Here is a 12,572-nt window from a genome sequence, read left to right as displayed (position 1 = left end):
AAAGGAGATTAAATCAGTCCCTGAACCCGCAGTTCATCGGCCAGTTCAAGGAGTTCCTTGTACCACTCGGCACCAAACCGGCGAATCAACGGCTCTTTCAGAAACTTGTATAAAGGCAGGTTAAACTCCCTGCCCTTTGCCCTCGCAGACTCACATATCTGCCATTTGTGATAGTTGATGCCTGATATTCCACCCGGAAATTTCTTCTCCCGAATGGGATAGAGCGAACAGGAGACCGGCTTCACAAACCTACTCCGCCCCTCGCGGCACGCCCTTTCCAGGGCACACAGGCAGGTTTCCCCCGCATAGCAGGTAAACGCACAGTCCTTCCCGTTTACAATACTGGTTACCAGTTCGCCGTCCCTGTCAGCATAGGCTACGCCCTGCCGATCGATTACCGACTGCGCCGAGGCCGACAAGTCGCCCCAGACCATGTCCAGACAGTTCTCTATCTCCGCGATTTCATCCAGCTCCACCGGTGCCCCGGCGTCGCCTTCCACGCAGCAGATGCCCTTGCACGCATCGAGGTCGCAGCAGAAATACTCCGTGAAGATATCGGGTGAGACGAGTACATTGCCCACCTGAAGGATATGAAGCTGTTGTTTTACCATTGGATGGGAACGATGCCGTTCTGTTCAAGATAGGCATTGCAACGGGAGAAATGATGGTTTCCAAACCATCCGCCACGATTTGCCGACAGCGGTGAGGGATGCACCGACTCAAGCACGAGATGTCGATTCGTGTCGATGAGCGTGCGCTTTGAACGCGCGTATCCGCCCCAGAGGATGAATACCAGATGGTCGCGCCGGGCACTCAATGCCCTGATGGCGGCATCCGTGAACTCTTCCCAGCCCCTGCGCTGATGGCTTCCCGCCAGATGGGCACGCACCGTAAGCGTTGCATTGAGCAGCAGCACGCCCTGCCGCGCCCAGCGGGTTAGGTCGCCGTCAGCGGGCATCGGCGTGCCGAGGTCGCCTTCTATCTCCTTGAAAATATTGACCAGCGACGGCGGCATCATCACTCCCTGCGGCACGGAGAAGCTCAATCCCATGGCCTGCCCCATCTCATGATAGGGATCCTGGCCGATAATTACCACCTTCACTTGCTCGAAAGGACAGAGGTTGAAGGCATTGAAAATGAGCTTTCCTGGAGGGAAACACTGATAATGCAGATATTCTTCGCGCACGAAACGGGTGAGGTCGACAAAGTATTGCTTGTCGAATTCCTCACCAATCTGCTGCCGCCAGCTTTCTTCTATTTTTACATCCATCGGAAAATACCCCGTCCTCCCCGGCCGGATAGGCTCTCTGTCTGTTCGCGTTTACTTGTCTTCTATCAGGTTCTCACCCGTCATCGCCTCTGGCTGCTCCAGTCCCATGATGTGCAGGATGGAGGGAGCCACATCGGCCAGACGACCCGCCTTCACCCTTGCCGAGTTGTTTTCGGTTACATAGATGAAAGGAACGGGGTTGAGGGAGTGCGCCGTGTTGGGCGTTCCATCCGGGTTGATGGCGTTGTCGGCGTTGCCGTGATCGGCAATGATAATGGCCTCGTAGTCGTTGGCCTTTGCCGCCTCGATGACATCGTGCACGCAGTGATCTACCGCCCATACCGCCTTTGCGATGGCATGATACACGCCCGTATGACCCACCATGTCGCCGTTGGCAAAGTTTACGACGATAAAGTCATACTTCTGAGTGTTGATGGCGTCCACCAGTTTGTCCTTCACCTCATACGCACTCATCTCCGGTTTGAGGTCGTAGGTGGCCACCTTGGGCGATGGAACCAGTATGCGGTCCTCACCCTCGTAAGGTTCTTCCCTGCCACCGTTGAAGAAGAAGGTTACATGCGCATACTTCTCGGTCTCGGCGGTGTGGAGTTGTTTCTTGCCTAACTTGGACAGATACTCGCCCAGCGTATTCGTTACATTCTCCTTTGGGAAAAGTATATGGACGCCCGTGAAGCTTGCGTCGTAAGGCGTCATGCAGTAATACTGCAAATCCTTGACGGTGTGCATCCCCTCTTCGGGCATATCCTGCTGGGTGAGCACCATCGTCAGCTCCTTGGCGCGGTCGTTGCGGAAGTTAAAGAAGATTACGACATCGCCCTCCTGAATGGTCCCGTCGACGGTGGAGTTGTTGATGGGCAGGATGAATTCATCGGTAACCTCGTCAGCATAGCTCTCCTCCATGGCCTTCACCATGTCGGCAGCCTGCTTGCCCTTGCCCTCCACAAGCAGGTCGTAGGCTTCCTTCACGCGGTTCCAGCGCTTGTCGCGATCCATGACATAGAAGCGTCCCACGATGCTCGCAATGTGCGCGTCGTTCTTGTCGCAGCAGTCCTGCACCTCCTTGATGAAGCCCACGCCGCTCTTCGGATCGGTGTCGCGGCCGTCCATGAAGCAGTGCACATAGGTATCCTTGAGGCCATACTGCCTGGAGATTTCTATGAGTTTGAAGAGGTGGTCGAGCGAGGAGTGCACGCCGCCGTTGGAGGTCAGCCCCATCAGGTGGAGCTTCTTGCCCGTCTTCCGGGCATAGCCGTAGGCGTTCTGTATCTCGGGGTTCTGGAGGATGGAGCCGTCCTTGCAGGCACGGTTGATCTTCACGAGGTCCTGATAGACCACGCGTCCGGCACCGATGTTCAGGTGGCCGACCTCCGAGTTGCCCATCTGACCGTCGGGCAACCCCACATCTTCGCCACAGGCCATTAACTGGGAGTGAGCCGACACGGCGTTCAAATAATCCAGGTAAGGCGTCGGCGTATTGTAGATCACATCGCCCTCGCCATGCTTGCCGATTCCCCATCCGTCGAGAATCATCAATAAAGCTTTCTTTGCCATAAGTCTATATTTGTTTTTTATTCGTTATATTTTTGTCTGCAAAGTTACTACTTTCCCGCTGATTTACAAAATAAGAAAAGATAAAAGCGGTTAAATTCGACGCCCTATGGCCGCTTTCACGATAAGATTCCCGCTAAGGCGGAGCTCGACAAGGAAATATAGCACCTCCGCATCGACACCGAAGTGTAGCCGAGGGAGGGTGCACCGTGAAGGAAAACTGCCAGATGCTCTGCCGCGACTGCAACCGCCGAAAGGGGGCGGAATAGGCTCTTTCCGCCACGGGAGGACGGGGAGAGATTGAATTGCCAAAATATATTACAACCACAGAACTGGTTTCTGCATAATTATCCATTTCCCCCGAGAAGCGGCGGGGGGTGCTCGAAGTGGAAATTACAGGCAGGGAGGGTTTTATGGGCTTACAGCTCGTTTAAAAGCCGTATTTAACTTTCGTTAAGAATTAGAATTGCTGATTTAAAAGAGAAATATACAGTTTTTGCAGACTTTTAGCGGCTTTTTACTTTCCTTCTAACGGCTTCCGACCCTGCAAAAGGCCGCTAAAAGGCATGTAAAAGGCGACCTTTTGCAAACCCAGAGGTCAATTTCTGAATATTATTCAGATAACTATTGAATATGCAAAAGCCGCTAATCAGAAAATATTTTTACAGAAACAGATCCAACGACAGGCACCGTTGACCCTCAAGTCAGTCTCGCCGCCGGATCCGAGGAGCACCTTCTTAGAGGGAGAGAACAAACATCTTGTCCACAAATTCCTTGTGATGATAGCCCAGCGGGTCGTATTGTGCCGCGCTGACCTTGTTCTTCAGCCACGCAGGAAGCAGTTTTCCCTTCTTGTTATAATTCCCAGGCACAAGGAAGGAATTGTCGTTCTGGGCATAGGAAAACATCGAGAGAAAGCACAGAAAACTCAAAAATACTTTTTTCATAAGCCCCTTGTTTTTAATAGGTTACAACTCGCAATTTTATAAAATAAAATCGAAAGATGCAAGATATTTGTCAATTTTATTTCTAAAAAAACAGCTCCCGAGAGCACGAGACAGCGCAACAAAGGCCACGGATTTCAACGGAAACCTGCCGGACACGCCCTTACAGAGGGCCGCTCAACAAAATAACGACTTCCCCCATGGCGCCTGACAGGCTCCATGGGGGAAGCAAAGGACAGCGGGACTGGGTCGCGCCGCCGGATTCGGAATTCGCCCGTCCCGCGAAAATCGGCGGCAGATGTCGTCAGTCTTTCTTCCAGTAAATCTGGTTCTTATCGTGCCCCTTCGGATAAGTGATGCGCTCGAAGGTTACATTCCTCGCGTCGTCGAGTACGAAGGCAGGGCGGAACTCCTCGCCGTCCAGCTTGAAACGCACATTCCGGAAAACGATGCCGTCCACATGGCGAAGATAGAATCCATAGGCCGGAAGCTCGCCGAACATGTCGTACTCGGGATAGCTGTTGATCTTCTCGGGAATGGAACCGATGTTCCACAACGGGATATAGCGCACGCCCTTGGAGGCCTGGCCGGGGCAGGTGATGGTGATGTTCTCAAGCACCACATTCTTCACCTTCATCCCAGGTATGCCCGTGATGCTGGAGGGAATGGGGTTGAGCATGGTGTTATCTATGGGACCGCGCATGTCGTAGCCCTTGTCGGGGCGTTCGAAGGGCACCTCGCAGGTGATATTACGCAGGATTACATTCTCCAGAATGGCCTGCCGCTTGCCCCATCGCTTGCCAATGCGCAGGAAGATGGCGTTGCCCGTGTGGCGGGCATCTATGTTCTCCACCAGGATATTCTTGCAGATGCTGCCGTCCACGCTCTCTATGGCGATGGCAGAGCGGAAGGTGTTCTTCACCTTGATGTTGCGGATGATGATGTCCTGAAAGCCTCCGGCACTTGCCGTACCGAACTTGATGGCTGAAGCCGACGACTCCACGCGGCAGTTTTCCACGAGGATGTCCTTGTTGGTTGCTGTCGCATCGTCTGACTTCAGACAGATGCCGTCGTCGGCAGCGTCCACATGACAGTCGCGCACCACCACTTGGTGGCAGTCGGCAATGTCGATACCGTCGTTGTTCCAGTAGTCGCGGTCGCGAATGTCGAGGCCCTCTATGTGCAGCTGGCGGCACTTCACGAACACCAGTCCCCAGCAGGCACTACCCTCATAATGGTTTCCCCGGAGCTCCACCTGCTCACATTCCATGAAGTTGAGCAGGTTGGGGCGCACGATTTCACGCGGACGATTCAGCCGGGTGAAGTAGTTAGGGTCTTTCCTGATGCCCTTCAGGTGGAGGCTGTCGATGGCAAGTGCTACCTTACGCCCCTGCCCGTTGATGGTGCCGCGGCCCGTAATCTTGATGTTCCTGCCCTTGTAAGCAACCACGAGGGCGAGGCTGTAGACACTCTTCGGCAACGGCTTGCCCTCCACCTGCTCACGGAGATCGGTATAGTCATCAGGGTTAGGACTGCCCAGGAGCACGGCTCCCTTGTCAAGACGCAGCTCCACATCCGAGCGGAGAAGGATGGAGCCCGTGAGATAGGTGCCCTGCTGAAGCTGCAGCACGCCTCCACCTTCACGCGAGAGACGATCGATGACAGTTTGAAGGGCAGTCGTGTTCAGAGTTCTGCCATCCCCTACGAGGCCGGCTTCGGCAGAGGTAATGGTTTTCCGGGCACCTGCACTCAACGAGAGGAGCACAAGGCAAAAGACTAAAAGTGTTTTTTTCATGGGTTTTATTTTGCTTTAAAAGTTATTGGCACATTATATCTTGTCCGCACAGGCACAAGGCCGTAGCCGTTCATATATTGCTTTCCCGGAGTCCAGCGGGGCATGCCCTTCACCACGCGCAGAGCCTCGGCATCGAGTACAGGGTCCAAGGAACGCGTTATCTGGAAGTCTGACAGACAGCCGTCGCGCTCCACGACGAAGCTTACTACGACCTTGTCCTGCCCCGCACCTTTGCCGCCGGAATGCCGCACATGGTCGGCAATATATTTCAGGAGGGCACTACTTCCACCCGGGAACGACGGCTGATGTTCCGGATAGTCGACAAATAAGTTCGCATACTGCCACTTTACGGCGACATCCTCTTCCCCGCAGTTCTTCACATCGTCCTTCACGATGGGGCTCCGGAAGTCTTTCTTCCTGTATGTCAGCTCTACGCGGCGCATCGTGAGACCGTTGACATGACGGAAGAAAAAGCCCCATGCGGGCAACTCTCCGAACATGGTGAACTCGGGGTAATTCTTCTCGTTCTCCGGAACCTCGTCTACCCGCACATAGGCCATGCCCTTGCTGGCGTTGCCCGGGGCTACGATACGGATGCTGTCGAGAACCACATCCCGGACATCATGGCCCGGATAGCCGGTAATGCTGGAGGGGAAGGGGTTGTGGAAATAGCTCACTTCGGGTCCGCGGATGTCGTAGCCCTCATCGGGGCGCCCCTCCGCAAGCTCCACATCGAAGTTTCTTAGCTGCACATTCCGGATGTATCCCGTGCCGTCGCCTGCCCGGTTGCCGAGCTTCACGAAGATGGCGTTGCCCGTGTTGCGAGCCTTCATGCCGTCGACGAGGATGTTCTCGATCTTCGCCCCGTCGACACTCTCGATGGCAATGCACGAGCGGAAGGTGTTCAGCACATCGATATTGCGGATGCTGATGTCGCGGAAAGCACCCCACGAGGCGGTGCCGAACTTCACGGCCGACGCCGAGCTCTCGATGTGGCAGTCGTGAATATGGATATTCTCGCTCACTCCGTGCAGGTGATAACTCTTCAGGCAGATGCCGTCGTCGGCAGCATTGATATAGCAGTTAGCCACTTCGACATCGGCACAATCCGTCAGATCGATGCCGTCGTTGTTCCAGTAGGCACGATTCAAGACGGTGAGGTTATCCAATTTCATACGGCGGCACTGGTCGAAACTCAAGCCCCAGCAAGCACTCTCACGCAGCGTGAGCTGGCTGATTTCCACCCCGTCGCACTCGCTGAAGAAAAAGAGTTTCGGACGCATAATCTCGCTTGGGCGACGCAGACGGGTGCTATAGTTCTCGTCCTTCAGGATGCCCGCCTTGCAGAGGGAGTCGATGGTGAGCGCCAGCTCCCGTCCCTGTCCGTTGATGGTGCCATAGCCGGTGAGCTTGATGTCCCGTGCACCTTGGGCAAGGATCAGCCCGTACTTGGAATTGTCCTTGCGCACGACATCACCCTCACCGCCCACCTGCAACTGGTAATAGTCTTTCGGGTCGGTGCTTCCCAACAAAGTGGCTCCGCTCTCCAGATGCAGTTCCACGCCCGACTTGAGCTGGATGGCACCCGTGAGATAGGTGCCCTTGAGCAGGGTGAGCCTGCCGCCGCCTTTGCGAGACAACTTGTCGATAGCCGCCTGAAGGGCAGCGGTATTCAGAATCTTTCCGTTCCCCACCAGCTTGAGCTGTGCGGAGGTAAGTTCGCGGGCTGCGTTCACTCCCAAAGAGAGCAGCACCAGCAATAATGTTGTGATGGTCTTCTTCATGATAGCCACAAAGTTACAGGATATTTCTGACAATCGCAAGAAAATGTCCTGGCAACTCACAAAAAACTCATATCCTATGTGCGCAACTTCCCGACAGGCAGGATGCACTTCCTTCAGGGTACCCTCGGCAGCATAGCCAACGGTAGTTGGCAGCAAAGAAAGCAAAACCGGGGAAACCCATATACACGAAGTATAGGGTTCCCCCGGAATATCCTCTGTAGAGCCAACAGGCTACTTGCCGCGCTTGAGCGCAGGAGCCTTCAGGGCTTCCTTGGCTCCACCAGCCCCGTCAACCTTCTGAAGAAGGGGACTGTAGAGGTCTATAAGTGCACCCAGCTCGGTATCCGCACTGAAGTTCTGCTCGCTGCAAGCCCTGAGGGTGAAGCCCGTAAAGCCACGGCTACTGGTGGACTGGTCGATGGCACAATACTGGTAGCCTGCCTCGTTATCATAGTCGAAGACACCCCAGGCCGTAGTGGTGGTATAGTAAGCCGTCCAATAACCGCCCCCCAAACTAAAGGCTGTATAGACATAGTAAGAACCATACTGCCCGCAATACTGCCCGCACTGGAAATTAATTGAAATGCCGCTCTCGTCAAAGGAGGCAGGAAGCCTCAGGCCGAGATCCGGCAGCGAGATAGAATCCCTGCTGACCACGGCATTCAGATAATACAACTCGGTGGCATTTTCCGTCTCCCTGTAGAGTAGCCGGTAGTTGCCTGCAATGTCCTTGTCGAAGTCGTACTGGGTTACGGATACGGAATCCTTCAGCGCTCCGGCCTCATAATAGACATATCCCTTGCGGATATGACCCGTGGTATTCGCCGTGAGCTTTACTTCCAGCGTGCCATTTCCGAGACTGGCCGTAATCCAGTCGGCACTCGTGCTGACGGCTACATCGGCATTAGCGTTCATCCCATAGCTCAGCGTGGCGGCATCGTCGCCCGAGACAATGGAAGATGCGTCTAACGCAAAGATGAATCCCATCTGCTGAACGGTAACCTGAGCATAGTCTTCGCCGGAATAAATGGTCAATAACGACGAGCGGCCCAGCATGTCAGAGTTGCCCTCTACCTGCACGGTAACCACATTACCATTGACGGTCGTCGTGCACCAAGGCTGCTCTGAGACCACCTTCGTGATGCCATTCGGGGCGGTAACCGTAACCACTCCCGTGCCCGGAGCCGCCTGAAACAAGACAGAGGCACTGTCGACGCTGATGCTTGAGACCTTTGCATAGGGATTGTCGATGTCATCGCTGCCGCAGGCGGCAAAGACCAACAAGCCCAGCACAAAGCCTAATAATCCAAATATCTTTTTCATAATCAGTCTCCTTTATTGTTTTGTCATTGTTGTAACATAAGGCATCTGCGAGCTTCCGGTGCGAATCCGATACAGAGTGCCCGCATACTGACCTGCACTTGAACCTGCTGAATTCAGCGTCCAGACGATGAACGAGTCGATAATGTAAGATGACTGCGCATTGTCCACCCAGGTATAGACAGGATTAGCCTCATCGCCATTCCACTTTGTCATCATACCTGCAGACTCATCCCAGGTAAGATTACCGCCTGCAGCAAGAGCCCATCCGCAAAGCCATACCTGATTGCCGCCTTCCGTGGCAACCTGCTGAGAATTCATGTAGAGCGCGCCGGTGGCCTTGCTATAGGTGAGCGTTATAGGCGTCGTGGGAGAATTCGGGAAGAAATTGGTCATGTAATAACGACTGCCAGTCTCATCGGGAGTCAGCGTTACAGTCATGCTCCTGCTGCCTTTGTTGTAGAGCAAGCGATAGGTTCCCTCATAGTCGGCAAACATGCGATAGCCTTCCGGCAGTATTCCGGTAAGCACAAAGGTGTTACCCGAGCCGTCGGTACCCGTGAGCGTGCCCGCATCATAGTCAAACGCAAGTTCTGAAACCGTGATGCCGTTAATGGTGATAGGCTCGTAGAAACGGATGCCCGTATTGGTATAGATGAAAGAAGTGGATACTTCCTCCACGGTCTGGGTCGTGTCTGGATTAATGTAAATCTGATTGGAGTTCAGGTTAAACTCTGCGGCAACGGCCTTTCCGCCTATGGTTCCATAGTAGTTGCCATAGATGAAGTCGGCCTGGATGGCACCCACGGCCGCGATATAGTCTTCTGCCGGCATAGTGAGGCGGCGGAAGTAGCAGGTATTGCCGGAGCGGGCACCATGAACCTTGATGATATCCGCGCCCACACTGTCTATCACGAACTCGATGTCGCCACCGAGTGCCTTATAGTTAGAGGAAGTTCCCTCGGAGAGATAATGGATGAGTTGGTTGCCCGTATCGAAGATAACAGCGGCACCGGCCTCGTTGGTCATCTTATAATAAGAGGTCTCCTCGTAGGTAGGGTCGCCGGCAAGCTCGCTCCTGACGGAAACGGTGAGGCTGTCGAACTTCGCCGTATAGACACACCCCCCGAACTCCTGACCGTCCAGCCCGGGGAACACCTCAAACACCCATCCCTGCTCGGAGCCCATCAGAGCCTTGCGTGTGGAAGACATCAGATTGGCCAGACGCGTGGAAGACGGCTCGTCGAAATAGTCGTCCTGCTCCGGAGTGCAAGACCCCAGCATCAGCGCGGGGAGCAGGAGCAGCAAATATATAAAATACTTATTCTTCTTCATAATCGTAATCCTTATGTTATTTTACGGTCAAATCTGACAGGTCTATCTTGCCTGCGACAATATCAGCCTCACGACGAAGGACGATATCACGCAACTCATCCATATCGATTCCCCACGACTTCTCCATGTAATCCCGTACAGAGGAGAGCTTTGAGGCAATGTGGTTTGCACCGTCCGTTCCAGCTGTTTCCATCCATGCGTCCCACTGTTCGGGGGTATTGGTTACATAGAGGGAGAACATTTCGGCAAAGTCCTCGCCGTGGGAATGCTGGGCATAGGCAGAGATGAATCCATGCTCCAGATAATAGCTACTCGCGTTATAAGGAGCCTCGCTCCATTCACCGGCCACATAATCCGTGGCCGTAATCAACTGATAGTCGGCCGCATAGTCCTTGGTCTGGTTCAGAATGTGGGTGAACTCATGGTAGACGGTCTTCAGATAATACTCATTCAGGCTCGCGATGCTCGAGAGATTCTCGTCCAGAAGATTCACGCCGGCAAGGAAAACCTTCTTTCCTCCCTCGGCCGTACCCAGCACGAAGGTGCCGTTGTTGCGGTATTCCCAGTTTCCCACCAAGTAGATTTGCTTGGGGAAGTTGCCCCGGGTGAAGTTGATTCCGGCAGCCTCGTCAAAGGCTTCCAGCACGGCATACTTGATGATGTGCGCCAACTTGATGGACTGATTGTAGTCGGCGGGAATCAGATAGTAGTCGTGATCGGTCTCTATATCCTGAAATCGGTACTTGAGATCGATGTTGTAGGTATTGATAAAGTTTGCTTTCAGCCATTGGTCGAACTCGGTATAGTCCACTTGGTCGACGGTGATGATGCTCTCCGGGCTCAAGTCATCTTCCGAACAGGAGGTGAACAGTACGGCACCGGACAGGATCGCGAAAGCATATATTAATATTTTCTTCATATTCCTAATCGTTTAAAGTTAATCTTGACTTTAATTCCTCGGATTGGCCGTAACGCCTGCATCAAGCACCTTCGACGGCAACTGGACAGCGCGACGGGGATCGTCCTTAGAGAGGAAATCCGTTTTCTTGTATGGAGAACCGGAAACATCTATGGCCCTGCGGGGATATTCGATGCCATAGCGCTTGATGTCGAACCAGCGCAGACCCCAATGCAAGGTCTCCACACGGCGGAAGTCGAGCACGCACTGGAGCATTGCTTCCTGGGTGCTGCCCTCCTTGTCGATGCTGAAGGCGGGGTGCAGGTGCTTCTTCACCGTCGATGCCAGCGGCTTGTCTTTATCCTCGTAGCTATAGGCGATACCGTTATAGAAGTTCGTGATGCCGGCAGGAGTCAGCGTGGTGCTCGACCGCGTGATGTTCTGCATCCACAGCGTGAGGTCGGCGGCCGCCTTGTCATATTGCTGAGTCATGGTGTAGGCCTCGGCGCGGTTGAGCAGGCATTCGTCTGTCGTAAAGAGCGGGAATATCGAACGACGGTAACCGATGCCGGCTACTGCGTCGGTATACTCGAACATATAAGGCACTCGCCAGAAGATGACGAAGCTGTAGCCTGTGCCCGGATAGGAGTGAGGAGCATCATAGAGCATCGTGGAACCGCCCCACGGATGCTCCGCTCCGCCGACCTCCTGATTGGAGACATAAGGTCCGTGAGTATATTTCTTCCATGTAAAGTAAGGCCCGAAGGCAACTCCCGCATTGGAATAACCTGTGGCGAGCAGCAGGTTACAGTTCAACTCTGACGACACATAATGCTGCGACCTCACTTCAAAAGTAGAGGCCAGCGTAGCCACATTCGACCAGTCGCGGAGCAATGACTTGGGATTAGAGCCCAGGCACTTGTCGGCATACTCGATGGCCTTGTCCCACTTCTCGTAATAGAGATAGAAACGGGTGGCAAAGGCATAGGCAGCCTTCGTGTTGAAATGATATTTCGGAATTGAGAGATGGCTGTCGCCGATCAGGGGAAGAGCCTCCTGGATATCCTTGTCTATCGATGCATAAACATCGGCCACGGTGCCGCGGTCGGGCACCACTCCGATTTCCGCCTCCGTATCATACATCAGCGGAATTCCAAGGTCCTTGTCAGCGGTGGCGGAATTATAGTTCAGACTGAAGATATTGACCAGCATGAAGTGGGCATAGGCACGCGCCAGCAGAGCCTCGCCCTTGCATTCCTTCAGCGTTGTGGTCGTAGCTCCACCTACTTTCTCTATACCTTCAAGAGCGTTGTTGGCTGTGGTGACGGCTCGGTAGGCCGCCTCCCAGTAGCTCTCCGGCGACTCGTTGTTAGACTCCTTAGGGTCTTTCCACTGATAGAGCTCGTCGATGAAACGCTCGGTATAAGTATTCTGATACTCATCCACATTGTCGGAAAGCAACTCCGTGAACAGGTTGTAGTCGTAATTGGGATAAGCGGAAACCAGCAGGCTCTTGACCTTATCCTCCGTATCGATGACGGTGCGGTTGTCCGGCATCACATCCAGGAAGTCGTCGCAGGAAGTGAACGCCATGAGGCCGAAGCCCAAGGTGATAACGGAATATATCAATTTACTTCTTTTCATATCAATATCTGTT

Annotated in this window: 11 protein-coding genes; 1 reads left to right on the top strand and 10 read right to left on the bottom strand. The window is 53.8% G+C overall.

Annotation, left to right across the window (positions count from 1 at the left end):
* Positions 1-8: 8 nt before the first annotated feature.
* From BM114_RS04300 to gpmI, 3 genes are read right to left on the bottom strand one after another with little or no spacing between them, the layout of a single operon-like run.
* On the bottom strand, positions 9-611 hold the full coding sequence (locus tag BM114_RS04300) for a DUF3109 family protein (RefSeq protein ID WP_092110766.1): 603 nt from the start codon (positions 609-611) through the stop codon (positions 9-11).
* Positions 605-1,270, bottom strand: a complete 666-nt coding sequence (ung, locus tag BM114_RS04295; RefSeq protein WP_092110764.1) for a uracil-DNA glycosylase — start codon at positions 1,268-1,270, stop codon at positions 605-607. The genes BM114_RS04300 and ung overlap by 7 nt, the downstream gene beginning before the upstream one ends.
* 51 nt (positions 1,271-1,321) lie before the next feature.
* Complete coding sequence (gpmI, locus tag BM114_RS04290) at positions 1,322-2,842, bottom strand: 2,3-bisphosphoglycerate-independent phosphoglycerate mutase (RefSeq protein ID WP_092110762.1); 1,521 nt, start codon at positions 2,840-2,842, stop codon at positions 1,322-1,324.
* Positions 2,843-3,000: 158 nt separating this feature from the next.
* Here gpmI and BM114_RS14705 point away from each other — a divergent pair, with 158 nt between their 5' ends.
* On the top strand, positions 3,001-3,108 hold the full coding sequence (locus BM114_RS14705; RefSeq protein WP_092110936.1) for an HNH endonuclease: 108 nt from the start codon (positions 3,001-3,003) through the stop codon (positions 3,106-3,108).
* A gap of 468 nt (positions 3,109-3,576) precedes the next feature.
* Here the strand turns inward: BM114_RS14705 and BM114_RS14055 are convergent, their stop codons facing one another.
* The 7 genes from BM114_RS14055 to BM114_RS04255 all read right to left on the bottom strand — a co-directional run bounded on the left by BM114_RS14055 (position 3,577) and on the right by BM114_RS04255 (position 12,559).
* Positions 3,577-3,786, bottom strand: a complete 210-nt coding sequence (locus BM114_RS14055) for a hypothetical protein (protein ID WP_143089246.1) — start codon at positions 3,784-3,786, stop codon at positions 3,577-3,579.
* 301 nt (positions 3,787-4,087) lie between these two features.
* Positions 4,088-5,578, bottom strand: coding sequence for a glycoside hydrolase family 28 protein (locus BM114_RS04280; protein WP_092110760.1), 1,491 nt, complete (start codon positions 5,576-5,578; stop codon positions 4,088-4,090).
* 5 nt (positions 5,579-5,583) lie between these two features.
* Positions 5,584-7,362 carry a glycosyl hydrolase family 28 protein gene (locus BM114_RS04275; protein ID WP_177207043.1) on the bottom strand — a complete coding sequence of 593 codons (1,779 nt, stop codon included), beginning with the start codon at positions 7,360-7,362 and terminating at the stop codon, positions 5,584-5,586.
* 231 nt (positions 7,363-7,593) lie between these two features.
* Positions 7,594-8,685: a BACON domain-containing protein gene (locus tag BM114_RS04270; RefSeq protein ID WP_092110758.1), complete on the bottom strand. Its 1,092-nt coding sequence runs from the start codon at positions 8,683-8,685 to the stop codon at positions 7,594-7,596.
* Positions 8,686-8,697: 12 nt separating this feature from the next.
* Positions 8,698-10,017 (bottom strand): DUF4302 domain-containing protein, encoded by a 1,320-nt coding sequence (locus tag BM114_RS04265; protein WP_092110756.1) that lies wholly within the window; start codon positions 10,015-10,017, stop codon positions 8,698-8,700.
* Between the two features lie 16 nt (positions 10,018-10,033).
* A complete protein-coding gene (locus BM114_RS04260; RefSeq protein WP_092110754.1) occupies positions 10,034-10,936 on the bottom strand; it encodes a zinc-binding metallopeptidase in 903 nt (300 codons plus the stop codon).
* A 30-nt stretch (positions 10,937-10,966) separates the two neighbouring features.
* Positions 10,967-12,559, bottom strand: a complete 1,593-nt coding sequence (locus tag BM114_RS04255) for a RagB/SusD family nutrient uptake outer membrane protein (RefSeq protein WP_092110752.1) — start codon at positions 12,557-12,559, stop codon at positions 10,967-10,969.
* Positions 12,560-12,572 lie beyond the last annotated feature (13 nt).

It is taken from the genome of Prevotella sp. KH2C16 (assembly GCF_900113305.1).
Lineage (GTDB): Bacteria > Bacteroidota > Bacteroidia > Bacteroidales > Bacteroidaceae > Prevotella.
This window is presented reverse-complemented; position numbering and strand designations above follow the sequence as displayed.

Coding starts and splice junctions, on each gene's coding strand:
- BM114_RS04300 (WP_092110766.1), bottom strand. CDS start 611: ATGGTAAAACAACAGCTTCATATCCTTCAGGTGGGCAATGTACTCGTC.
- ung (WP_092110764.1), bottom strand. CDS start 1,270: ATGGATGTAAAAATAGAAGAAAGCTGGCGGCAGCAGATTGGTGAGGAA.
- gpmI (WP_092110762.1), bottom strand. CDS start 2,842: ATGGCAAAGAAAGCTTTATTGATGATTCTCGACGGATGGGGAATCGGC.
- BM114_RS14055 (WP_143089246.1), bottom strand. CDS start 3,786: ATGAAAAAAGTATTTTTGAGTTTTCTGTGCTTTCTCTCGATGTTTTCC.
- BM114_RS04280 (WP_092110760.1), bottom strand. CDS start 5,578: ATGAAAAAAACACTTTTAGTCTTTTGCCTTGTGCTCCTCTCGTTGAGT.
- BM114_RS04275 (WP_177207043.1), bottom strand. CDS start 7,362: ATGAAGAAGACCATCACAACATTATTGCTGGTGCTGCTCTCTTTGGGA.
- BM114_RS04270 (WP_092110758.1), bottom strand. CDS start 8,685: ATGAAAAAGATATTTGGATTATTAGGCTTTGTGCTGGGCTTGTTGGTC.
- BM114_RS04265 (WP_092110756.1), bottom strand. CDS start 10,017: ATGAAGAAGAATAAGTATTTTATATATTTGCTGCTCCTGCTCCCCGCG.
- BM114_RS04260 (WP_092110754.1), bottom strand. CDS start 10,936: ATGAAGAAAATATTAATATATGCTTTCGCGATCCTGTCCGGTGCCGTA.
- BM114_RS04255 (WP_092110752.1), bottom strand. CDS start 12,559: ATGAAAAGAAGTAAATTGATATATTCCGTTATCACCTTGGGCTTCGGC.